Raw genomic sequence first — 21,824 nt, 5'->3', positions numbered from 1 at the left:
CGAAGCGTCACCCCCGTCGGCCGAGTTGGCACCACGGTGACGTCTCGGCCGACGGGATTGACGTCTCGACCGACGTCGCTGACGTCTCGTCAGAGGGCAGCGGCGACCAGCTCGGCGAGCTGGACGGTGTTCAGCGCGGCGCCCTTACGGAGGTTGTCGTTGGAGATGAACAGGGCGAGGCCGCGGTTGTCGGGCACGCCCTCGTCCTGGCGGATGCGGCCCACGTAGGAGGGGTCCTTGCCGGCGGCGTACAGAGGCGTGGGTACGTCGCGGAGCTCGACGCCCGGGGCGTCCGAGAGGATCTCGGTGGCGCGCTCGGGGGTCAGCGACGAGGAGAACTCGGCGTTGACCGCGAGCGAGTGACCGGTGACGACCGGGACGCGGACGCAGATGCCGGAGACACGCAGGTCGGGCAGGTCGAGGATCTTGCGGGACTCGTTGCGGAGCTTCTGCTCCTCGTCGGTCTCGTTGAGCCCGTCCTCGACCAGCGAACCGGCGTAGGGAAGGACATTGTAGGCGATCGTCTCGACGTACTTGTCCGGCTCCGGGAACGTGATGGCGGACCCGTCGTAGGCCAGCTCACGGGCCTTGTCGCCGGCAGCCGCAACCTCGCTGACCAGCTCCTCGACGCCGGCGACGCCGGAGCCCGAGACCGCCTGGTAGGTCGATACGACGAGCCGCTCGAGTCCGGCTTCGTCGTGGAGCGCCTTGAGGACCGGCATCGCGGCCATCGTGGTGCAGTTGGGGTTGGCGATGATGCCCTGGCGGGCCTCGATGACTCCGTCCATCGCCGAGGGGTTGACCTCGGAGACGACCAGCGGGATCGACGGGTCCTTGCGCCAGGCCGAGGAGTTGTCGATGACGATCACGCCGGCCTCGGCGAACTTCGGCGCCAGCGCCTTCGACGTGGCGCCACCGGCGGAGAAGATCGCGATGTCGAGGCCCGACGGGTCAGCGGTGGCGGCGTCCTCGACGACGACCGAACGGCCACCGAACTCGATGGTCTTGCCCGCCGATCGCGCCGAGGCGAAGAAACGGACCTCGCCGAGCGGGAAGCCGCGCTCGAGCAGGATCTGGCGTACGGCGACGCCCACCTGTCCGGTCGCTCCCACGATTCCCAGGTTGACGCTCATCGGCCGGTCCCTCCATAGACGATGGCCTCTACGTCGCTGTCGAGGCCGAATGCTTTGTGTGTGGCGCGCACGGCGCGGTCGAGGTCGTCGGCGCTGACGAGCACCGAGACCCTGATCTCCGAGGTCGACACCATCCGGATGAAGACTCCCTCAGCGGCCAGCGCGGCGAAGAATCGCGAGGTGATCCCCGGATGCGTACGCATCCCCGCGCCGACGATGGAGAGCTTGCCGATCTGCTCGTCGGCGATCGGGTCGGCGAAGCCGATCTCGCTCTGGATGTCGCCGAGAGCCGCGCGCGCGAGCTTGACGTCGCTGCGCGGGAGTGTGAACGAGATGTCCGTACGCCGCGTCTCCTCGGCCGACACGTTCTGGACGATCATGTCGATGTTGATGCCGGCATCGGCGAGGGTGTCGAAGACGCGGGCAGCCTCGCCCGGCTCGTCGGTGACCCCGACCAGAGTGATCTTGGCTTCGCTGCGGTCGTGAGCGATCCCGACGATCTCGGGGACGTCCCCGTTGGGCTCGGCACCGTAGGAGACCTTCTCGACCTCCACGTCGCTGAACTTCTCCGCCGCGGCCTCCACGGCCCGGTCGACCTCGTCGTCGGCGACGACGACCGAGACCCGCACCTCGGAGGTGGAGATCATCTGGATGTTGACCCCGGCCTGTGCGATCGCGGAGAAGAAGTCGGCGATCTTCTTCGGCTGTGTGCGCAGCCCGGCACCGATCAACGAGACCTTGCCCATCAGCGGCTCGCTGCTGACTCGCTCGAAGCCGAGCTCGGCCTGCGCCGGCTCCAGCGCCTTCACGGCACGCTCGACGTCGTCGCGGGGCAGGGTGAAGGTGATGTCCGTGCGCTCCGTCCCCGACGGTGACGCGTCCTGCACCACCATGTCGACGTTGATCCCGACGCCGGCGATGATCTCGAAGACCTTCGCGGCCGCGCCGATCTTGTCGGGCGCGTTGACGACGGTGATCTTGGCCTGGCTGCGGTCGGAGGCGATGGCGGCGACGATCGGCGCCTCCATGCCGACGCCCTCACCAGGCTCGTCGACCGTCGGCGAGACCGGGTCGATGCTGCCCTTGACCACGGTGCCGGTGAGGGTGGAGAAGGAGGAGCGTACGTGGATCGGGAGGCTGTGACGCCGGGCGAACTCCACCGAGCGCAGGTGGAGCACCTTCGCCCCGGAGGCCGCCAGCTCGAGCATCTCCTCGAAGGCGACCGAGCTCAGCTTGCGGGCGGTCGGCACGATCCGCGGGTCGGCGGTGAAGACGCCGTCGACGTCGGTGTAGATCTCGCAGACGTCGGCGTCCAGCGCCACCGCCAGCGCGACCGCGGTGGTGTCGGTGCCGCCACGGCCCAGCGTGGTGATGTCCTTGGTGTCCCTGGAGACGCCCTGGAACCCGGCCACGATCGCGATCGCACCGTCGCCGAGCGCTGCCTGGATCCGCTCCGGGGTGATACTGAGGATCTTGGCGCGCCCATGCTGCGCGTCGGTGATCAGGCCGGCCTGCGACCCGGTGAAGGACCGAGCCTCGTACGCCAGCCCGCGCTCGTTCGCGACATCGTTGATCGCCATCGCGAGCAGCGCCATCGACTGCCGCTCGCCGGAGGTGAGGAGCATGTCGAACTCACGCGCGTGCGCGGTCGCGTCGGGCGAGACCTTGTTGGCCAGGTCGATCAGCTCATCGGTGGTGTCGCCCATGGCAGAGACGGCCACGACCACGTCGTGGCCCTGCTCTTTGGTCGCGACCACTCGCTGAGCGACGCGCTTGATGCCTGCAGCGTCCGCGACCGAGCTGCCACCGTACTTCTGAACGACGATTCCCACGCCGGGAGAGTCTACGTTGCCGGTGCGGCCGTCTTCTCCAGCATCTCATCAGCGGCAGCCAGGTCCTCGTCCTCACCGGTGAACGGCTCGGAGTCGAGGCGGTCGTGAGCGACCACGGTGAGCAGTGCGTTGAGCACGGCACCGGCCAGGTTGCCCCAGTTGTTGACGTAGCTGAACTGCCACCACCACAGCGCCTCGTCGACGTCGCCGAGACGGTAGTGACGCAAGCCGTACTCCAGGTCGGTCACGAGGCTGGCGACGTCGTCGGAGATCTGGCTGTCGACCACATCCGGGCTGTACGGATCGAAGACGAAGCTGTAGGTGTCGATGTCCCCGAACATCTCGGCGAGCCCCATCCGGAGCTCGTCGACGTCGGCTTCCATGCCGACGTCGGGCTGGAACTCCTCACGAGGCTCGAAGTCCTGCTGGGCGCCCAGTCGCGCGCCCGCCAGCAGGATCTGGCTCACCTCCAGCAGCAGCATCGGGACAGCGCTGCCACCATCGCCGTCCGCAGCGATCGCACGCACCGAGAGCAGAAAGCTCTCCACCGAGTCGGCGATGCTGGTGGCGAAGTCCTTGCCGGTCAAGTCGTTCGTCATGACGGCCCCCTTCCCGAGGTCCCTTGAATCGTCAGGCTACCGCCGAAGTGGCGGCCTGACGAGGGTGAAAAGTTGGCTCTTAGGGATCGCACAGGTAACGGCTACTCAGCCGCGCGGCGTCCGGCGAAGGCTCGACCGAGGGTGACCTCGTCGGCGTACTCCAGATCGCCACCGACCGGGAGACCGCTGGCCAGACGGGTGACCTTCAGCCCGAGCGGGCTCAGCTGACGGGTCAGATAGGTCGCCGTCGCCTCGCCCTCGAGGTTGGGGTCCGTGGCGAGGATCACCTCGGTGATCCCGGGGTCGTTGAGCCGCTGGACGAGCTCACGGATGCGCAGCTGGTCGGGACCGATCCCGTCGATCGGGCTGATCGCGCCACCGAGCACGTGATAGCGGCCGCGGAACTCGCGGGTGCGCTCGATCGCGACGACGTCCTTGTACTCCTCGACCACGCACAGCACCGACTGCTCGCGACGCGGGTCGCGACAGATCCGGCAGGTCTCCTCCTCGGAGACGTTGAAGCAGACCGAGCAGAACTTCACCTTGGCCTTGACCTCGTTGAGGATCGAGGCCAGCCGATGTACGTCGGCGGGATCAGCCTGGAGCAGATGGAACGCGATCCGCTGGGCGCTCTTCGGACCTACGCCCGGCAGCCGTCCCAGCTCGTCGATGAGGTCTTGGACCACACCCTCGTACAACTTGGTTATCGCCTGTCTCTAGCTGTGCTGGTTTCAACTGTGTCTGTTTCAGAAGCCGAGCTTGAACGGCGGCTCGCCGCCGCCGGGGGCACCACCGAGGCCGCCCGCGAGCGGGCCCATCGCCTCACCGGCGAGAGCGTCGGCCTTGCCCTTGGCCTCGCGGTAGGCGGCGACGATCACGGCGCCGAGGTCCTCGAGGTCGTCGGGGTTGCTGCCGTCGAACTCGCCCTGCTTGATCTCCACGCCGACCAGTTCGCCGGCGCCGGTGAGCTTGACCGTCACCGCACCGCCCGCGACGGTGCCGTCGACGATCGTCTCGGCGAGCTTCTCCTGGGCGTCGACGATCTGGCTCTGCAGCGCCTGGGCCTGCTGCATGATCGCGTTGAGGTCGAAGCCGCCCTCGCCGCCGAGGCCTTCGAGTGGGTTCGTCATCTGTGCCGTCCTAGTTGTGAGGAATCTCTTCGATCATCGTTGCACCCAGCTCCTGAGCGAGCAGCGCCTCGGCCCCCATCGCGGCCGGCCCGTCGTAGGCCTGGTCATCAGGGTTGACCGCGGCATCCGCCTCCGCCAGGCGAGCCACGGTGTCGTCGACAGGGGGCTCGTAGTCGGCCGCACGCGTCGGACGGATCGCCTCCCGCGCCAGCGCGATGGATCCCGGGTCGGTCTGCTGCGTCCCGGGCGGCTCCGGCGGGGGCGGCGGCTGGTCGGCGGGCGGCGGCTCGGCGGCCCAGTCGGGCGGTGGCGCCTGCTCGTTCCAGGATGCCTCCGGCTGCTGGTGCGGCTGGGCGGGCTCCTGGGGCTGGCTCGGCTGCGGCGTCGGCGGCGCCTGCCGCTGCGGGGCACCTTGCCCACCGCCGGCGACGATCGCCTCGATCTTCGGCTGGATACCGATCACGTTGACCAGCGCCTGCCCGAGGATCGGTTCGTGCCCGCCGGTCGCGAACCGGTCACGGAGCCCCGGTGAGGCGAACCCGAGGGTGAGCACGCCGTCGCGGAAGTCGACCACCTGCGCGTTCTGGCCCACCAGCGACCAGGTCGCCCGGCGCAGGCCCTTGGTCTGGGCGATCACGTCGTCCCACAGACGTCGGACGTCCACGTTGCCCATCCCGCCCGGCGACTGCGCCTGAGGCTGGGTCGGAGGCTGGGTCTGGCTCGGCGGCTCGGGAGCGGCCGGCGCCTGCTGGAGAGGTGCCTCCGCGGCCGGAGCGGGCTCACGGTCCGGCTCGGGGGTCGAGGCGTACGTCTGGACAGGCTCGGGCTGCGGCATCGCGGGCGCGACCGCCTCGTGTCCCGGCGCACCGACGGACGGCTTGAGCACCGGCCGGTCCTGGGCGGGGGCAGCCGCCGCCGGAGGAGCGGTCACGGTCGGCGTACCGCTGATCTCGATCCGCCTCTCCAGACGGTCCAGCCGGGCCGCGAGACCGTCGGCACCGTCGGCCGCGGGCAGCAGCACCCGGGCACAGATCAGCTCGAGCAGAAGTCGGGGGGCGGTGGCGCCGCGCATCTCGGTCAGACCGGTCGCGACCGCATCGGCAGCTCGCGAAAGATCATGTGGCCCGAAGCGTCCGGCCTGGGCGACGAGCCGCTCGCCGCCGTCCTCGGAGACGTCGATGAGCCCGCTCGCGGGCGCGTCCGGGACCGCCTTGACGATGACCAGGTCACGCAGCCGACGCAGCAGGTCCTCGGTGAACCGCCGCGGGTCCTGGCCGGTCTCGATGATCTTGTCGATGACACCGAAGACGGCGGCGCCGTCATGGGCGGCGAAGGCGTCGACGACCTCGTCCAGCAGCGCGTCCGGGGTGTAGCCGAGCAGCCCGGCGGCCAGCTCGTACGTCACGCCCTCAGGCCCTGCGCCACCGAGCAGCTGGTCCATGACCGAGAGGCTGTCGCGCATCGACCCGGCGCCCGCGCGCGCGACGAGCGGCAGCGCGGCCCCCTCGACGCTGATGCCTTCCTTCTCGCACAGCGTCGAGATGTAGTCGGCGACCAGCTTCGGCGGGAAGAGGCGGAACGGATAGTGATGGGTGCGCGACCGGATCGTCGGGATGACCTTCTCCGGCTCGGTCGTCGCGAAGATGAACCGCAGATGCTCCGGCGGCTCCTCGACGAGCTTGAGCAGCGCGTTGAAGCCCTGCGTCGAGACCATGTGGGCCTCGTCGATGATGTAGACCTTGTAGCGGCTCTTCACCGGCGCGAAGAACGCCTTCTCCCGCAGGTCACGGGCATCATCGACACCACCGTGCGACGCCGCGTCGATCTCGATCACGTCGATGCTGCCGGGCCCGCCGCGCGCCAGGTCCCGGCACGAATCGCACTCCCCGCACGGATCCGCGATCGGCGCCTTCTCGCAGTTCAGCGCCCGCGCCAGGATCCGCGCCGAGGTCGTCTTGCCGCAGCCACGTGGCCCGGAGAAGAGGTACGCATGGTTGACCCGGTTGCCCGCCAGCGCATTGCGCAGCGGGCCGGTGACGTGATCTTGGCCGATGACCTCGGCAAACGTCTCCGGCCGGTAGCGGCGGTAGAGAGCTAGCGGTGCGTCCACCCCATGAACCCTAACGATCGCCACCGACAGTCGGTAGCCGCCGGGCGGCCGGGGGTCGGACGAACCAGGCAAAGTGGACACTTTGGGCCCTTCTCGATGTGCCACCTCGGCCCAGATCGACCACTTCTCGTTCAGCCCGCGGGTGTCCGCTCCGATCGTGACGCGTTCGTGATCGCTTCCAACGCATGTCGCCATGAACGGATCTACGTTTCCTCAGCCATCCCAAAGCAGAGAGGACGATTGATGAGCAATCCGTACGGCGCTCCACCGCCGTTCCCCAACCAGCCGTTGCCCGACGTCTACCAGCAGCACGCGCCAGGCATGCCGCAACAGCCCGCCCCGCAACTCCCCGCCACGCCGCGGACACTGGCAACCGCGGCGATCTGGCTGGCAGTGGCACTCACCGTTGCGGAGGTAGCCACCGCTGTCGTGTCCTATCCATCCGGGCAGGCGTCCAACGATGTCGCCACCTCGTCCGTGATCGACGACTCGACGATGCTCTGGCTGATCGCAGGGATGATCGTCTCGCTCGGGACAGTGATCCTGATGATCCCGGTCTACGTCATCGGGTGCCTATGGCTGCAGCACAGCTACGAGTTCGCGCTCGCCCTCCGCCCGACGTACCGGATGAGGCGCAGCGTGGTCTGGGTATGGCTTGGCTGGTGGGTGCCGATCGTCAGCCTCTGGTTTCCGCTTCAGGTCGTCGACGACGTACGCAAGGCAACCGCCCGGGACGAGCCCCGACCCAGCCTCGCGATGTGGTGGCTCGCTTGGCTGGTCGCGCTGTGGGCCGGCCAGATCTCGGGACGTGTGTTCGCGAGCGAGGAGGTCCTGTCCCACGATGCGCTCGTAGTCGTCGCGATACTGGACGCGCTCGTCGCTGTCGCGACGGTGTTCGGCTGCATCAAGTGGATCTCGATCATCCGCGGGATCACCCGCGATCAGGACACCGCTCGCGGGTGACGTCAGGAAATAGAAAAGGCCCCCCACGTACCCAACAGAGCTCGCTTATCCTTGCTGCCTTCCGGCCCTGGGGAGGTTCGACAAGATGTCGCCACATGGGGGGTTGCGGAAGAGTCTAGACGAGTCCGCTCGCCGATCCCAAAGCACACCCGCCTGCCCTCCGCCGATTTCCCCGATGCTCACGGAGCCGCGTAAGATGCCTCACGGATCTGTCGCCTAGTGGCCTATGGCGCACGGCTGGAATCCGTGTTGGGTTAACGCCCTCGGGGGTTCGAATCCCCCCAGATCCGCCAGCAGGAAACCTTGGTTGACCTGCAAGAACGCCGATCCGGACAGCGCAAGCTCCGGATCGGCGTTCTGCATTTTCCCGAGCGGGTCAGTCCAAGATGGCGTACGCCTCGACCTCGACGAGCACGTCGGGCTCGAAGAGGTAGTCCACGCCGATGGCGGACAACGGCGGCAGGGGCTTCGGGATGCCGAGCTCGTCGACGACGCTCTCGAGCCCGGCGACGAACGCGTCGTACTTGTCCGGGGACCAGTCCGTGACGAAGAACCGGAGGCGTACCACGTCGGCGAACGTGGCGCCGGCGCCGGCCAGACCACGGGCGGTGCCGCGGAGGGCGTGGGCGAGCTGGCCGGCGAGGTCGTCCGGGGCGACGCCATGTCCGAGCTCGTCCCGGGCGATCTGTCCGGCGACATGGACGTGGCGGGTGCCGGTGGCCACTGAGACGTGGTGGTAGGGAACGGGCTGGAACATGCCTTCGGGGGTGAGCAGATCGACGGACACGATGAGATTCCTTCCAAGAGTTAAGGTTTCTCATGTGTACTTGGTATCCAGCGGACACTTCAACGAGACTAAGTGTCATGCCGGATACCACTCCTGAACCGCTGCGGCTCACCCAGGAGCATCGCGAGCTCCTCGATCAGCTCCTCGACAAGTGGTCGCTCCAGGTGCTCGACACGTTGTGCGAGCGGCCGCGCCGCTTCAACGAGCTGCGCCAGGCGATCCCGGCGGTCACCCAGAAGTCACTCACCACCGCGCTCCGCCGCCTGGAGCGCAACGGCATGGTCCAGCGCGTGGTGCTGAGCACCCGCCCGGTCGCGGTGGAGTACCGCATCACCGCGCTGGGCAGCACCCTGCAGGACCTCATCGACCGGCTCTACCACTGGACGGCCACGACACTGCCCGAGGTCGAAGCAGCACGCGAGGCCTTCGACCGCTCGGTCTGACTCGCTACAGCGAGCTCTTGCGCCGCGAGAACAGCGGCCTCAGGACCAGCCCGAGACCGAGTGCGCCGCCGCCGGCGATGCCCCACCAGATCGCGTTGTCGCGGACGGTCGCGAGGGGGTCGACCTTGTCTCGGGCCATCGGGGCCTGTTCGACCTCCGGCGCTGCCGCGGCCTCCTCGACCGGCGGCCGGGTGAGCGCGTCGTACGCATTCACGACACCCGCACCCCAGAAGCGGCCGCCCTGGCCCTCACGGCCGGACGTGGTGCTGTAGAGACGGTCGATGACCTGGTCGGCGCTCCAGCTCCGGTTGGTCGACCAGATCAGCGCGAGCACCGCCGAGACCTCGGCGGAGGCGAAGGAGGTCGAGATCGAGTCGACCCAGCACGGCTGGCCGAAGAGGGTCTTCGACGGCGCCCCGTACGTCGGAGCGGCGACGTCAGTGTTGGAGTTCGGCAACACCGTGAAGTCTGGGTCGGAGGCCCAGGTGCCGGAGGCACTGACCGTCACCACGGAGTCGTTGGCGTTCGGGAAGACCTTGGGACCCATGTCCCGGTCGGTGCCGCTGGCGACGCCGGACCAGTCCGCGGCCATCACCACGATGGCCCCCTTCTTGATGAGCGTGTCGACCGCTGTTTCCAGACCCGACGCGCCCTCTGTCGCGGGCAGGCCGATGTCGACGATCAGCCCCTTCGCGTTGCCCTTGGCCAGCGAGTTGAGCTCGGCGACCATCCGCTTGGCGTCGATCGTCGACTTCTCCTGGCCGACCTTGAGGACCGGGTGGTCGCTGAGCGTCACCTTGGGCGCGATGCCGGTGATCAGACCAGATGCGACGGTGCCGCGATAATCCTGCGCCTTGGCGCTGTAACCGGAGTCGACCACCGCGACACGGATCCCCTGACCCTGTTTGCTCACCTTCTGCGCTTCACCGATCCGCATGATCGCGAACGGAGCCACCGTCTCCGGCACCGGCGCCGTCTGGGTCTCCGCCTTCTGCGGGGCGCCGCCTCCGAGGTTCTTCTCGTACGCCTTGCAGAGCGCCCGCTCCTCCGCTGCGTACGCGGGGCTCGGACTGCCGAGCAACGTCAGTCCGCCGACGACCGCCGCGAGCGCGATGCCGCTGCGAACCAGCGTCACTCGGTCGCCACGCACTTGCTCTCCTGGACATCTCCGGTGTTGGGCGGGCACAGCGCAAGCTCCGACGAGAGGGCAGCACCGGCCGGGAGCAGCCGTAGCCAGGTGCCGGGGACGATCGGGCCGGAGTCGGCCGACAGGCCGAGCCGCTCGACCGTGAGCTTGCCGTCGAGGGTGTTGGCGGTGCCGCGAGCATCGATCAGGTACGGCGTCGCACTCTGCTTATCGAGCTTTTCGCCGTTGGCGGCGAAGACGAAAGCCCCCTTGCCGGGGTCGACCCGGGCCGAGGTGAAATCACCGGCAGCAGGAGGTTCCGACGCCGGCCAAGCGTCGTTGCCAGGATCGATGCCGAGACGCACCGTCGTACCGTCCTTCGTGTCCAGCTTCGCGCAAGCACTTGTGACACCAGGCTCGAGCTTGGTTCTGGGCCAGAAGGTCTCCAACGTCTCGCCGTCGATCGTGGGGCCGCTGTCCAGAGACACCGTGTTGACCGACTTACCGGCGGCCTGGAGCGCCGTGTCGTAGATCTCCGCCGCGAACTCGCTGATTGGGGTCCAGCCACTCTCCGTCAGCAGGTAGCTCCTGCTGTCGAAAATGCCCTTGGTGCCGATCGGATGGTCCTCGCCCTCTACCGCCTGGCCGAACTTCGAGTAAGCGGTCCCGAAGGCCTCGGCGCCCAGTGGCGAACCATCGGGGAACAGGTTGACCCATGCCTGTGGAACCTTGGGCGTCGGAGGAGTCGAGATGAAGACGCGGTCGGCGTACGTCTCCTGGTCGCCCTCGATCTTGTAGCTGTATGCCTGGGCGAAGCCCTCGGGGCTGGCGTATTCGGCGATCAGGTAGGTGCCGTCTTCGGTCTGCACCATGAATCCGGTGTCCGCCGCCGACTGCACGTCGGGCTTCGCGGAGATGTTCAGGTACGTCCCGGCGCCGTTGGCGGTGCACGCGGTCCAGCCGGTGTTGATGAAGTCGGACTTGAGCGGCAACTCCTCGGGGACGAGAGGACCGGAGAGGCCGATCGTCCCCTTGGGGAACTCCTTGTCGATCTCCTCCTGGTCGATGACCTTGGACTTCGTCTCCAGGTCGAGACCGAGGATGAGCTGCGCGCTCGCCAGGTTGACGACCGGGTGCAGCTCCTTGGCCTTGTCGGGGCCGGTGACGACGTATCGCGCACCGCCCTTGGTGACGATCAGGCCGTCCACGTCGGCCCAGCCCGTCGCGGGCCGGGGAGCGAGGAAGTGGGCGACCGCGCCGCCGGCGATGAGCAGCACCGCGAGCACGAGGCCGCCGAAGACGGAGCGGCCGGGGCGAGCGGGCTCGACCTCGCGCCCACCCGGGGCACCGGAGAGGAACGCGGAGACCAGTCGGCGACGGCTGAAGGCATGCGCCTCTACGAGGTCCTTCTTGCTCGCCATCAGAAACCAGCCACCGCGGCGCCGAAGAGGCCCGAGGCGAGCACCATCAGCGGCAGCATCGCGAGCAGGCACGCGGTCTCGGCGACATCGGCCAGCCGACCACGCCGGATCGACCCGACATCGGGGACCAGCGTCAGGACCAGGAGTACGCCACCTGCAGCCGCCAGCACGACGGCGGTCGTCGGCCGCCAGGACTCGTGGTAGACCAGCAGCGCGGCGCCGATCGCGAGCAGGCCGGCGATCCCGGAGACCAGCCCGACGAGCACCTCCGAGCCCGTCCGGTACTGCCGGGTGCGCAGCATCAGCACGACGCACGCGGCGAGAGCAAGCAGCGTGCCGAAGAGCCCGAGCCGCACCACGAACGGCGAGGTCAGCACGACCAGGACGCCGACCGAGAGCGCGATCGCGACCAGGATCTCGTGGGCGACCTTCGCGTCGACCCTGACCTGGTCGGCCCGGATCTCGTCCGGGTCGAGGTTGATGTCCTCGTCGGAGTAGAGCTGAGGGACGTCGGTCTTGGTCGTGCTCAGCGCGAGCCACGGGAAGAAGCTGCCGGCCAGCACCACGACGACCAGCACGATCCCGAGCACCACACCGGCCTTCCAGCCGGTCATGCTCAGCAACATGCCGGCCACCAGGAAGACGCCACCGACGAGCGCGCCCGGCATCGCCAGCATCCGGGCCTCGCCCAGACCGAGGAAGCCGATCGCGGCGGCGAGCATCGCGCCCGCGCCGGCGAAGGCCAGCGGCATCCCGACGCCACCATCGAGGGAGGCAGCGCCGATCAGGAAGCCGGCGACCGCGCCGTAGACCTCACCGATCCACACCGCGGCGATCGCGGCGTCGTTCTCGGCCTCGAGCCGGGAGAGCACGATCGCGCCTCCGGCGAGGACCAGGCCGATCACCCCGGCAGCGACGCCGGCGAGCATCGACGGAGCCTGCGTCCACAGCGCACCGGCACCGAGGAGCAGCAGCAGCGCGGCGGCCAGCAGTGACGTACGCCGTCCTGCTTCCGGCTTCCAGGGGGCCATCTCGCTCTCGACGACGTCGGTCATCGCCTCGACCACGTCGTCGTAGACCCGCGGCGGCTTGTCGTCGATCCCGGCGCTCACCGTGAGCACGCCGCCGTCCTCGACGCCCTGCGGGATCAGACCGAGGTCACCGGTGAGCTTGCGGCCGTCGGCGAGCACGACGCGGTAGCCGGCGTACGCCGTCTGCGGGTCGAGCAACCCGACGCTTCGCGCAAGCTCCGGCACGAGCTCCGCCACCGGCACCGAGCCCGGCAGCACCAGATCCATCCGACGTGTGCCGGAGGCGACTGTGACCCGGACCAGCCCAGTGGGCGCCACCTGCGCCTGCGTCATTTCACGAACTCCTCGCGTCGTGCCTGTGCCCGGGACGAACCGACCGAATGTCCCGAGAGTTAGACCTACCTCGCGCCCGCTGAGTCAGACAGCGAACATCAGCGCTGACTTTGCCATAAAACCAGCGACGAGGGGACCGGTGCCCCGCACCGGTCCCCTCGTGTTGCCTGTGTGCTGAAGAACTCAGCCGCCGAAGCCGCCGGCACCGCGACGGTCCGCGTCGTGCATGCTGGCGTTGGCCTCGTTGACGAACTTGCTGCCGCGGTCCAGAGCCATGCCGAGCTCGCGGATGCTCTGGTTCCACTTGGCCTGCGCCCGGTTGTAGGCGTCAGCCGCCTCACCGGTGAAGTTCTCCTGGAGGCCGAGGATGTGACGCTCGAGCTCGTCGAGCTCGCGGTCCATGTCCGCAACGCCCTTGAGCAGGACGTCGGTGATGGAGCCCATCTTCCCGTGGTTTACGACAATCTCTTCACCCATGTCAGTTCCTTCCAGTCCTGTGCTTGAAATGCGGCCTGACCGGGTGGTCAGCCACCCATCTTGTAGGAGATGCTGTCCATGCTGGAGGTGACGGAGCTGGACTGCCCGGCAACATCCTCGTCGGCCTGGCTACCGACCTTGCGGGCGTTCTCGAGACCCGCGGTGAGCTCGTCGAGCGCGTTGGTGATCTCGCGCGACTTCTCGTTGTAGGTGTTCATCAGCTGCTGGAACGAGGTGCCGCCGGAACCCTTCCAGCCCGATGCGCCCTCCGCCTGGGCCTCCGAGACGGTGCGGCTGTTGACGCTCTGCAGCTTGGCCTTGGTCTCGTTGATGAAGTTGACGGCGGTGTTGATCGCCTGGCCTTGCTTGATCTCACTGCTCATGGTGCTGTCCTTCCACCGGCGGAACCGGTTTTCCTAGGTTAGATACCTGTTGGAGCCCGGCTCCCGATGGGCTCCCCCGAGGTCCGGACAATGTGTTCATACCCCGTCCCCGGAGTTCTAAACACAAATCTCTGAACTTTTTCAGCCCTGCTGCCTAGCCATTGAAACCCGATTCCCACAGGTGTCGGAAGAACCCCGAGGAAACCACGAACGAAGCGATGACGGCGGCGCCGCACAGCGACTCGGACCAGTCGGCCCGAGCCGCCCACTTCGCCGAGCGCCAGCCCCGGCCCGTCGCGATCGCCGCGATGATGACGGCGAACCCGATCACCACGACTCCCAGACCGAACCAGGAGACCAGCTCCGGGTCGACCCAGCCTACGAAGGCATGGACACCGACCACCAGCGCAATAACCCCGGCGACCCGGAGTACGCCACGCGGCAGCCAGTAGCGATAGCTGCGCGCCGAGAGCAGGATGACGAACGCACCGGCCAACGTGATCAGCCAGCCACCGATCCGGTCCACGTCGTCCGTCGCGGTCGCCACCAGCGCCGGTCCGCTCACCGCGACCACGGCGAGAACCGCCCAGGAGGCCGCCGCCAGCGTGCGAGCGCCACGCTCGGCCACCTCGGTGACCTCGTCGACCGGGACCGTCGCCTTGCCGGAGGTGGTCTTGGCTCGTGCCGACCAGGCGGTCACCGACAGCTTGGAGACATCGAGGAGATAGGAGTCCGGGACGTCGACGGCGTACGACGGGACGATCCGCGCCGCCAGCGCGGCAGCAGCGAACAGGATCGACCACGGCACCTGCGGCGAGGTGCCGAGCAGGGCGCACAGCGCGGTCACCACGAAGACGACGACGCCCGTCGCGGTCCAGATCTTCAGGGCGGCATCGACGGTGTCGACGAGGGACCGCGAGACGGTTGCGACGACCGCGGCACTCAACCCGGCCACACCGACCGCCATCGGCAGCGTCTCGGGCGCCGGGTCGACGGTGATGACGAAGGCAGCGGCGGCGGCGAAGGCCGGGGCGGCGATCGCCCGGCGTGCTGCGTACGGCCCCGCGGGGATGATGCCGATCAACGCGCCGAGCGCGAGCAGAGCGGCGATGGCCAGTCGCTGCCAGCCGTCTGCCTGGGCGCCGAACCCGGCCGCGGCGACCGCAAGAAGAGTGGCCAGACCGACCCAATAGAACGAGAAGCTGCCCGCCTGGACCGGGGCGGCCGTCTCGACGACCTCACGCCGCGCGTAGGCCTGCGTGGGTGGCGAGTCGGCGGCGAGCAGGGCGCCCGAGGTGATGCCGCGCGAGGCGAGCGATGCGTCCGGCTGGATCACCTCTCCACGGCGGTCCCGAAGCACCGGAGCCGCGGGCAGGCCGACGGCGGTGGCGTACTCCCGAGCCAGGTCCGAGGCGTGCGCATCGGACGGAACGACGATGTCGACCACTCCGGCGGTGCCGTGGACCGTGACCGCCAGGCCGCCTGCTGCGAGCGCCGGCTCAACGGCATCGGCCGTCTGAGTGGGCATGACACCTCCCGGATGCGTGATGACCCTGTGACAGAGTTCCACATCGGAAGCTCCACCGCCCGTTTTACCCGACCGGCACGGTTAAGGGTAGTAGCCGGGTGGCGGGCACTCTAAGATCCTGACCACCTGCGGCATCCGGGACCGTGGGGCACTGAACCAGTCTCAGGGGGACACGTGACCATCGCTGCGACAGCCGGCGGTACCCGCACCGAGGAGCCGGAGGTCCCCGAGGGGGAGCTGGCTCTGAATGCTCCGCCGGCTATCGAAGAGGGCGAGGGCGTCGGGGGCATCCTGATGAACGCCATCCCCATGCTCGGTGGCCTCGGATCGATCGTGCTCATCGCGACCATGCAGTCGGGTGCGGGCGGTTCCCCGCCGATCCAGCGCTACATCGCCGCCGGCATGTTCCTCTTCGCGACCCTCGGCTTCATCTTCGTGCAGATCGATCGTCAGCGGAAGCAGAAGCAGAAGCAGGTCGGCGGGCAGCGCACCGACTACCTGCGCTACCTGGCCGGCGCTCGGCAGTCGGCCCGCAAGGCCGGCGAGCAGCAGCGCAAGGCGCTGACCTGGCACTATCCCGCGCCTTCCTCGCTGCCGGCGATCGCCGAGGAGCGCAGCCGGCTGTGGGAGCGCGCGAACACCCACAAGCGCTATCTCGACGTCCGCTACGGCGTCGCACACCAGCCCTTGGCCCTGACCCTCGTGCCGCCCCAGCAGACCCCGATCGACCAGGTCGACCCGGCGTCGGCGAGCGCTCTGCACCGGCTGCTGACGGTTCACCGGGTCCAGCCCGACCTACCGGCGGCGACCAACCTGCGCGGCTTCGACAAGATGGAGATCTGCGGCAACGAGGACCAGGCCCGGGCCCTCGCCCGCGCTCTGATCTGCGGGATGACGGCCTTCCACTCGCCGGAGCAGCTGATCGTCGCCGTGCTCACCTCCGAGCGCAACCTGGCCGAGTGGGACTGGGTCAAGTGGCTCCCGCACGCGCAGAGCGGCCGCGAGGTCGACGCCGTCGGACCGCGCCGCATGGTGGTCACCAACATCAACGACCTCGGCGCCCTTCTCCCGACCGAGGTCGGCGAGCGTGCCCGCTGGGGCACCGACGACCGGATCCCCTCGCCCCAGGTCGTGGTCATCGTCGACGGCGGCTCCGTCCCGCCGGGCAACCACGTGCTCCCGGACGACGGCATCCAGGGCGTCACCGTCATCGACCTGCCGACCCACTGGGACGAGCTGTTCGACTCCAGCCGGGTGCGGTTCCTCATCGATGACGAGGAGCCCGACGAGAACAACACCGTTTCCGGCTACCAGGTGCGCGTACGCATGGACCCGGTCCGTCTGCGCGTGGACCAGATGAGCATGGCCGACGCCGAGGCCTACGCCCGGCGCCTGACCGCGCTCTACACGGTGGCTCCGGAGGGTTCCGACGCGGCCGCCGAGACCCCTCAGGACACCGAGATCGCGGCGCCGAAGGACTACATGGCGCTGCTCGGTCTGGGCGACGTACGCTCCTTCGATCCGGACGTCGCCTGGCGCCCCCGCGCCAACCGCGACCGGCTGCGCGTGCCGGTCGGCGTCGGTGATGCCGGCCAGCAGATCTACATGGACATCAAGGAGTCGGCCCAGCAGGGCATGGGGCCGCACGGCCTCGTCATCGGCGCGACCGGTTCGGGTAAGTCGGAGTTCCTCCGCACCCTCGTCCTCGGTCTGGTGCTCACCCACCCGCCGGAGGTCCTCAACCTGGTGCTGGTCGACTTCAAGGGTGGTGCGACCTTCGCCGGGATGGCGGGCATGCCGCACGTCTCCGCGGTGATCACCAACCTCGAGGGCGAGCTCACCCTGGTCGACCGTATGCAGGACGCGCTCTCCGGTGAGATGACCCGCCGCCAGGAGCTCCTGCGCGAGGCCGGCAACTTCTCCTCGCTGAAGGACTACGAGAAGGCCCGTACGCAGGACCCCTCGATGGATCCGCTGCCGTCGCTGTTCATCGTGGTCGACGAGTTCTCCGAGATGCTTTCGGCCAAGCCCGAGTTCATCGACCTGTTCGTCGCGATCGGTCGTCTGGGCCGATCCCTCGGCATCCACCTGCTGCTCGCCTCGCAGCGTCTCGAGGAGGGCCGCCTACGCGGTCTCGACTCCCACCTCTCCTACCGCGTCGGTCTGCGTACGTTCTCCGCGCAGGAGTCGCGGACCGTGCTCGGTGTGCCGGACGCCTACGAGCTCCCGGCGATCCCCGGCCTCGGTTACCTGAAGCCCGACCCGACCAACATGCAGCGGTTCCGGGCTGCGTACGTCTCCGGGCCGCCGGCCGCGGGATCACGGGTCCGCCGCGACGAGGGCGGCAAGCTGCAGGGCATCTACCCGTTCTCGATCGCCGAGGTGAAGCAGCTGGCGATGCCGGTGGAGGAGGACGAGCGTCCGGCGACCCCGGTCGTGGGCGCGGACGGCGTCGAGAAGTCGATGCTCGACATCGCCGTAGACCGGATGACCGGCCACGGCACCCCGGCCCACCAGGTCTGGCTGCCGCCGCTCGACATCCCCGACACGCTCGACACGCTGATGCCCGACCTGACCACCTCGCCCGAGCTCGGCCTGCACTCGCCGGCCTGGAAGCGGCTCGGTGGACTGGTCGTGCCGCTCGGCATCGTCGACAAGCCGCGTGAGCAGCTGCGCGACACGCTCACGGTCGACCTGCGCGGGGCCGCCGGTCACGTCGCGGTCATCGGTGCGCCCCGCACCGGTAAGTCGACCACGCTCCGCACCATCGTCACCTCGATGTCACTGACCATGACGCCGCAGGAGGTGCAGTTCTTCGTCCTCGACTTCGGTGGCGGCACGTTCGCACCATTGGCCAAGCTCCCGCACGTCTCCGGTGTCGGCACCCGATCCGAGCCCGACGTCGTACGCCGCGTCCTGGCCGAGATCTCCGGCATCATCGACCGCCGCGAGGCGTACTTCCGGGCGCAGGGCATCGACTCGATCGAGACCTACCGCACCCGTCGTGCTCGCGGCCAGGCCGACGACGGCTGGGGCGACGTCTTCCTCGTCATCGACGGGTGGGGCACGCTGCGCGCCGACTTCGACGACCTCGAGTACGCCATCCAGGAGATCGCTCCGCGCGGCCTGACCTTCGGCGTCCACATCGTCGCGGCGGCCGGTCGCTGGGCCGAGTTCCGCTCCTCGATGCGCGACGTCTTCGGCACCAAGCTCGAGCTCCGTCTGGGTGACCCGATGGACTCCGAGCTCGACCGCAAGCTCGCCGCCCTGGTGCCGACCGGGCGCCCGGGTCGAGGCATCGTGAAGGAGAAGCTCCACTTCCTCAGCGCCCTGCCCCGCATGGACGGCGACGGCTCGGCGGCGACACTGGGCGACGGCGTCGACGACCTGATCTCCCGGGTCTCCGCGGGCTGGCAGGGTCCTGCCGGACCGAAGCTGCGCCTGCTGCCGGAGCGGATCACGATCGAGCGGATCCGCGAGCAGGCCGGGGTCACCACGGAGAAGCCTGGCAAGCGACTGCTTCTGGGCATCAACGAGAAGGAGCTGGCCCCGGTCGGCCTCAACCCCGACACCGAGCCCCACCTGCTCGTCTTCGGCGACGGCCAGTCCGGCAAGTCCTCGATGCTGCGCAGCATCGCCCGCGAGATCATGCGTACGCACACGCCCAAGGAGGCGCAGATCGCGGTGGTCGACTACCGGCGGTCGCTGCTCGGCGAGATCCCGGAGGACTACCTGGTCGGCTACCTCACCTCGGCGACGCAGGCGAACCCGACGCTGAACGACCTGGCGGCGTACCTGACCAAGCGGATCCCGGGCCCGGACGTCACGCCCGAGGAGCTGCGCAGCCGGTCGTGGTGGTCCGGCGCGGAGCTGTTCGTGCTCGTCGACGACTACGACCTCGTCTCGACGCAGCAGGGCTCGCCCCTGGCTCCGTTGCAGCCGCTGATGGCCCAGGCCGGCGACGTCGGTCTGCACGTCATCCTCGCCCGCCGCTCGGGTGGTGCCTCGCGTTCCCTCTACGAGTCGGTCATCCAGTCGATGCGCGACCTGGCGATGCCGGGCCTGCTGCTCTCCGGCAACCCGGACGAGGGCCCGCTCATCGGCAACCTGAAGCCGGTCCCGACCCTCCCGGGTCGTGGGCGCCTCGTCACCCGCGACCGCGGTATCGAGGTCATCCAGCTCGCCTGGAGCGAGTCGACGGTGTAGTCCTCGAGCTCTGAGTGACGAACGGCCCGCGACCTGATCCAGGTCGCGGGCCGTTTCGTCGTTCGTCGGTGATCAGAGCGTCCCAGTGCCGTTGTTGTTGGAGGCCTTGCGCAGCGGCGGGTGGGTCTCGAACTGGTCGGCGCCAGGCATCTCCCACGTCTCGGCAGTGAACCCGTCCTTGCCGGAGATCAGGACCGACGCCTTGTTGAGGTACTCGTAGTCCCCGTCGCCGGCACGCAACGGGTTGACCAGGTCGTCCCGACCGTCACCGTTGACGTCGGCGACCGCGGGGATCTGAGACCCGCTGACGGCGTCGTCGTTCTTGACCGGGTCGTCGATGTCCCACGACGGCTCCGGGACGAACTTCTTGCCCTCGGGGTCGTAGGAGTAGACGCGAATGGCCCACTTCTGGTCCACGATCTCCTGGGTGATGAGCTCGTCCTTGCCGTCGCCATCGACGTCGGCGAAATTGGACGACCCGGCGACCCGATCACCGTCGGGTCCGGGCACCTCGAGGTCGGTCTTGGTGAGCTTCGAGCCCTGGCTCATCAGCAGGACCACCGCGGCCGGCGAGGCCTCCCTGGCGCCCATGATGACGTCGGCTCGCTTGTCGCCGTCGAAGTCGCCGACGTCGAAGTTGACGTCGAACGTGGCGCCCTGCCAGGGGCCGGTGTACCAGTCGGTGCTCTTGCCCCAGGTGTTGTCGGCCATGCTCGGCATGACCGTCACCTGGAACTCGAGGTCCTTGAGCTTTGCCAGGTCGGCGTCCTCCTCGGGCAGCTTGGTCCCGTTGCCGACCGAGATCATGCCGATGTCGTCGCGTCCGTCGCCGTTGAAGTCGGCGCAGAACATCGCCAGGCGCTTGCCGGACGCCGGCACCTGGATGGCGCCGTCGGGTTGGTTCTTGGCGTTGGAGTCGACGTTGAACGAGGATCCGATGCCGGAGACCTGCACCACGTCGACCCGTCCGTCCCCGTCCACGTCGCCGAGCAGATTGCCGAACTTGAGGCCCTTGGTGGTGCCGGCCTCGAAACCCTTACCGGTGGAGGCGAAGAGAGTCGCGGCGTTGCCGTCCCAGTTGTAGTTGACGTCACCGAACGGCGCACCGAGCACCAGGTCGCCCAGCCGGTCCCCGTCGATGTCTCCGCTCACCGCCGGTTTGGGCTTCGCGGGAGTGTTCTCCGTGGTCGCGAGGGTGACACCCACCGCGGTGCCGCCCGCAACGACGACCGCGAGTGCCGCCGCGCCGGCGATCCACCACGTGGCCTTGGCACGTTTGAGCGTGACGGTGGCTCCGGACGCGAAGCCCATCTGTCGCCCCGCCATCGCGGCGAAGCGGTCCCGAACCCGGACCGCCTCGTTCGTACGCTGGGCCGGATCCTTGGTGAGGAGACCACGTTCACCGGAGAGCAGGTCATTGGCCTGCAGGGTGAAGTCATCGCGGCCCGGCAGCGTCGGGATCGGCTGTGATCCGTGGGCCATCGCGGTCTCGACGTCGTTCGCCCCGGTGAAGGGAACGGTCCCGGTGACGAGCTCGTAGAACAGACAGCCCAGCGAGTAGAGGTCGCTCGCCGGAGTGGCCGGCGCGCCCATCGCGCGCTCGGGGGCCAGATAGTTCCACGCACCGGAGTGGATCCCGGGCCGGGCGGTCGCGGAGTCGTCGGCGCGCGCCGCCGCGAAGTCGGCGAGGTAGGCGTACGGCGGGGTGTTGCCGTCGCGCAGCAGGATGTTCGACGGTTTCACGTCGCCGTGCACGACGCCGACCTCGGGCGAGTGGATCGCCGCCAGACCATCGGCGACCTGGGCACAGATGTCGGCGGCGAGCGGGCCGGGGAGACGGCCACGGGCCTTCAGCAGCGAGCCGAGGTCGCCGCCGTCGGCGAACTGGGAGACCAGGTAGGGGGCGCCGTCGTTGGTCCGGCCGTTGGTGTAGACGCCCATGATGTGGGGCGAGTCCAGCTTGGCCATCAGCGTGGCCTGCTTGTCGAACCGGGACACGAACTCGGGGTCCCGGGCACTGTGCCCGAGGAGCACCTTGAGGGCGACCGCTCGGTTGAGGCGGGTGTCGGTGGCACGGTAGACGACCGCCATCTCGTTGGACGCCACCTGCTGCTCGAGCCGGTATGGCCCGATCATGCCCGGCGCATCGGCTCCTAGCACGGTCTCCGGCAAAGGTGCCTGCGCAGGGGGCGGCGGGGGCGGCGGGGCCTGGGTCGGCGGCAGGGTCGTAGGAGGCGGTGGTGGTGTCGGGGCAGGAGGCGGCGGCTGCGGCGTACTGGAAGGTCCGCTGGGCCGAGCGACCCGAGGCCTGATCGTGGTCTT

At 68.8% G+C, this 21,824-nt stretch carries 17 protein-coding genes, 1 tRNA gene, 1 other RNA gene and 1 pseudogene; 4 read left to right on the top strand and 16 right to left on the bottom strand.

Features of this window, described 5'->3' with window-relative positions; translation table 11 throughout:
* Positions 1-89: 89 nt before the first annotated feature.
* From ACFWQC_RS14465 to ACFWQC_RS14435, 7 genes and pseudogenes are all read right to left on the bottom strand, one after another.
* Positions 90-1,133, bottom strand: a complete 1,044-nt coding sequence (locus ACFWQC_RS14465; protein ID WP_378678838.1) for an aspartate-semialdehyde dehydrogenase — start codon at positions 1,131-1,133, stop codon at positions 90-92.
* Entirely contained in the window at positions 1,130-1,687 is a 558-nt protein-coding gene (locus ACFWQC_RS14460) for an ACT domain-containing protein (protein ID WP_378678850.1), read from the bottom strand. Before ACFWQC_RS14460 ends, ACFWQC_RS14465 begins: the two co-directional genes overlap by 4 nt.
* Positions 1,664-2,965: pseudogene (locus ACFWQC_RS14455) on the bottom strand (aspartate kinase); the annotation flags it as partial. The gene ACFWQC_RS14460 and the pseudogene ACFWQC_RS14455, both read right to left, overlap by 24 nt.
* Positions 2,966-2,976: 11 nt before the next feature.
* The gene (locus tag ACFWQC_RS14450; RefSeq protein WP_378678836.1) at positions 2,977-3,564 is read right to left on the bottom strand and encodes a DUF5063 domain-containing protein; all 588 of its coding nucleotides are present in this window, start codon (positions 3,562-3,564) and stop codon (positions 2,977-2,979) included.
* Positions 3,565-3,665: 101 nt separating this feature from the next.
* Positions 3,666-4,262, bottom strand: coding sequence for a recombination mediator RecR (gene recR, locus ACFWQC_RS14445; RefSeq protein ID WP_008356228.1), 597 nt, complete (start codon positions 4,260-4,262; stop codon positions 3,666-3,668).
* Positions 4,263-4,310: 48 nt separating this feature from the next.
* Complete coding sequence (locus tag ACFWQC_RS14440; RefSeq protein WP_378678832.1) at positions 4,311-4,694, bottom strand: YbaB/EbfC family nucleoid-associated protein; 384 nt, start codon at positions 4,692-4,694, stop codon at positions 4,311-4,313.
* 10 nt (positions 4,695-4,704) lie between these two features.
* The gene (locus ACFWQC_RS14435; RefSeq protein WP_378678830.1) at positions 4,705-6,804 is read right to left on the bottom strand and encodes a DNA polymerase III subunit gamma and tau; all 2,100 of its coding nucleotides are present in this window, start codon (positions 6,802-6,804) and stop codon (positions 4,705-4,707) included.
* Positions 6,805-7,047: 243 nt separating this feature from the next.
* On the opposite strand from ACFWQC_RS14435, the gene ACFWQC_RS14430 reads away from it, so the two are divergent.
* Positions 7,048-7,767, top strand: a complete 720-nt coding sequence (locus ACFWQC_RS14430) for a DUF4328 domain-containing protein (protein WP_378678828.1) — start codon at positions 7,048-7,050, stop codon at positions 7,765-7,767.
* A gap of 14 nt (positions 7,768-7,781) precedes the next feature.
* Here the strand turns inward: ACFWQC_RS14430 and ffs are convergent.
* An RNA gene (ffs, locus tag ACFWQC_RS14425) (signal recognition particle sRNA small type) lies at positions 7,782-7,872 on the bottom strand.
* A gap of 100 nt (positions 7,873-7,972) precedes the next feature.
* On the opposite strand from ffs, the gene ACFWQC_RS14420 reads away from it, so the two are divergent.
* A tRNA-Ser gene (locus ACFWQC_RS14420) sits at positions 7,973-8,060 on the top strand.
* A gap of 83 nt (positions 8,061-8,143) precedes the next feature.
* On the opposite strand, the gene ACFWQC_RS14415 is transcribed toward ACFWQC_RS14420, so the two are convergent.
* Positions 8,144-8,554: a RidA family protein gene (locus ACFWQC_RS14415; protein WP_378678825.1), complete on the bottom strand. Its 411-nt coding sequence runs from the start codon at positions 8,552-8,554 to the stop codon at positions 8,144-8,146.
* Positions 8,555-8,631: 77 nt separating this feature from the next.
* Between ACFWQC_RS14415 and ACFWQC_RS14410 the strand changes: the two genes are divergently transcribed.
* Positions 8,632-8,997 carry a winged helix-turn-helix transcriptional regulator gene (locus ACFWQC_RS14410; protein WP_378678822.1) on the top strand — a complete coding sequence of 122 codons (366 nt, stop codon included), beginning with the start codon at positions 8,632-8,634 and terminating at the stop codon, positions 8,995-8,997.
* Positions 8,998-9,001: 4 nt separating this feature from the next.
* Here ACFWQC_RS14410 and ACFWQC_RS14405 read toward each other — a convergent pair whose 3' ends face one another.
* The 6 genes from ACFWQC_RS14405 to ACFWQC_RS14380 all read right to left on the bottom strand — a co-directional run bounded on the left by ACFWQC_RS14405 (position 9,002) and on the right by ACFWQC_RS14380 (position 15,296).
* On the bottom strand, positions 9,002-10,147 hold the full coding sequence (locus tag ACFWQC_RS14405; protein WP_378678820.1) for a S8/S53 family peptidase: 1,146 nt from the start codon (positions 10,145-10,147) through the stop codon (positions 9,002-9,004).
* Entirely contained in the window at positions 10,129-11,544 is a 1,416-nt protein-coding gene (locus tag ACFWQC_RS14400) for a type VII secretion protein EccB (RefSeq protein ID WP_378678817.1), read from the bottom strand. Before ACFWQC_RS14400 ends, ACFWQC_RS14405 begins: the two co-directional genes overlap by 19 nt.
* A complete protein-coding gene (gene eccD / locus ACFWQC_RS14395; protein ID WP_378678814.1) occupies positions 11,544-12,908 on the bottom strand; it encodes a type VII secretion integral membrane protein EccD in 1,365 nt (454 codons plus the stop codon). Before eccD ends, ACFWQC_RS14400 begins: the two co-directional genes overlap by 1 nt.
* Before the next feature lie 183 nt (positions 12,909-13,091).
* A complete protein-coding gene (locus ACFWQC_RS14390) occupies positions 13,092-13,385 on the bottom strand; it encodes a WXG100 family type VII secretion target (protein ID WP_355020545.1) in 294 nt (97 codons plus the stop codon).
* Between the two features lie 47 nt (positions 13,386-13,432).
* On the bottom strand, positions 13,433-13,768 hold the full coding sequence (locus tag ACFWQC_RS14385) for a WXG100 family type VII secretion target (protein ID WP_355020546.1): 336 nt from the start codon (positions 13,766-13,768) through the stop codon (positions 13,433-13,435).
* A 154-nt stretch (positions 13,769-13,922) separates the two neighbouring features.
* Positions 13,923-15,296 carry a hypothetical protein gene (locus tag ACFWQC_RS14380; protein ID WP_378678809.1) on the bottom strand — a complete coding sequence of 458 codons (1,374 nt, stop codon included), beginning with the start codon at positions 15,294-15,296 and terminating at the stop codon, positions 13,923-13,925.
* A 174-nt stretch (positions 15,297-15,470) separates the two neighbouring features.
* Here ACFWQC_RS14380 and eccCa point away from each other — a divergent pair, with 174 nt between their 5' ends.
* Positions 15,471-19,502 (top strand): type VII secretion protein EccCa, encoded by a 4,032-nt coding sequence (gene eccCa / locus ACFWQC_RS14375; protein WP_378678806.1) that lies wholly within the window; start codon positions 15,471-15,473, stop codon positions 19,500-19,502.
* Between the two features lie 72 nt (positions 19,503-19,574).
* Here eccCa and ACFWQC_RS14370 read toward each other — a convergent pair whose 3' ends face one another.
* A complete protein-coding gene (locus tag ACFWQC_RS14370) occupies positions 19,575-21,638 on the bottom strand; it encodes a protein kinase (protein WP_378678803.1) in 2,064 nt (687 codons plus the stop codon).
* Positions 21,639-21,824: the final 186 nt, after the last annotated feature.

It is taken from the genome of Nocardioides sp. NPDC058538 (assembly GCF_042719275.1).
In the GTDB taxonomy this organism is placed as follows: Bacteria; Actinomycetota; Actinomycetes; order Propionibacteriales; family Nocardioidaceae; genus Nocardioides.
The sequence above is the reverse complement of the archived record's forward strand: the minus strand, read 5'-3'. Positions and strand labels throughout refer to the sequence as shown.

Excerpts from the sequence above, each read along its gene's own strand:
- ACFWQC_RS14440 (WP_378678832.1), bottom strand. The coding sequence starts at position 4,694 with ATGACGAACCCACTCGAAGGCCTCGGCGGCGAGGGCGGCTTCGACCTC.
- ACFWQC_RS14465 (WP_378678838.1), bottom strand. The coding sequence starts at position 1,133 with ATGAGCGTCAACCTGGGAATCGTGGGAGCGACCGGACAGGTGGGCGTC.
- ACFWQC_RS14370 (WP_378678803.1), bottom strand. The coding sequence starts at position 21,638 with ATGATCGGGCCATACCGGCTCGAGCAGCAGGTGGCGTCCAACGAGATG.
- ACFWQC_RS14380 (WP_378678809.1), bottom strand. The coding sequence starts at position 15,296 with ATGCCCACTCAGACGGCCGATGCCGTTGAGCCGGCGCTCGCAGCAGGC.
- ACFWQC_RS14400 (WP_378678817.1), bottom strand. The coding sequence starts at position 11,544 with ATGGCGAGCAAGAAGGACCTCGTAGAGGCGCATGCCTTCAGCCGTCGC.
- ACFWQC_RS14430 (WP_378678828.1), top strand. The coding sequence starts at position 7,048 with ATGAGCAATCCGTACGGCGCTCCACCGCCGTTCCCCAACCAGCCGTTG.
- ACFWQC_RS14410 (WP_378678822.1), top strand. The coding sequence starts at position 8,632 with ATGCCGGATACCACTCCTGAACCGCTGCGGCTCACCCAGGAGCATCGC.
- ACFWQC_RS14385 (WP_355020546.1), bottom strand. The coding sequence starts at position 13,768 with ATGAGCAGTGAGATCAAGCAAGGCCAGGCGATCAACACCGCCGTCAAC.
- ACFWQC_RS14450 (WP_378678836.1), bottom strand. The coding sequence starts at position 3,564 with ATGACGAACGACTTGACCGGCAAGGACTTCGCCACCAGCATCGCCGAC.
- eccD (WP_378678814.1), bottom strand. The coding sequence starts at position 12,908 with ATGACGCAGGCGCAGGTGGCGCCCACTGGGCTGGTCCGGGTCACAGTC.
- ACFWQC_RS14390 (WP_355020545.1), bottom strand. The coding sequence starts at position 13,385 with ATGGGTGAAGAGATTGTCGTAAACCACGGGAAGATGGGCTCCATCACC.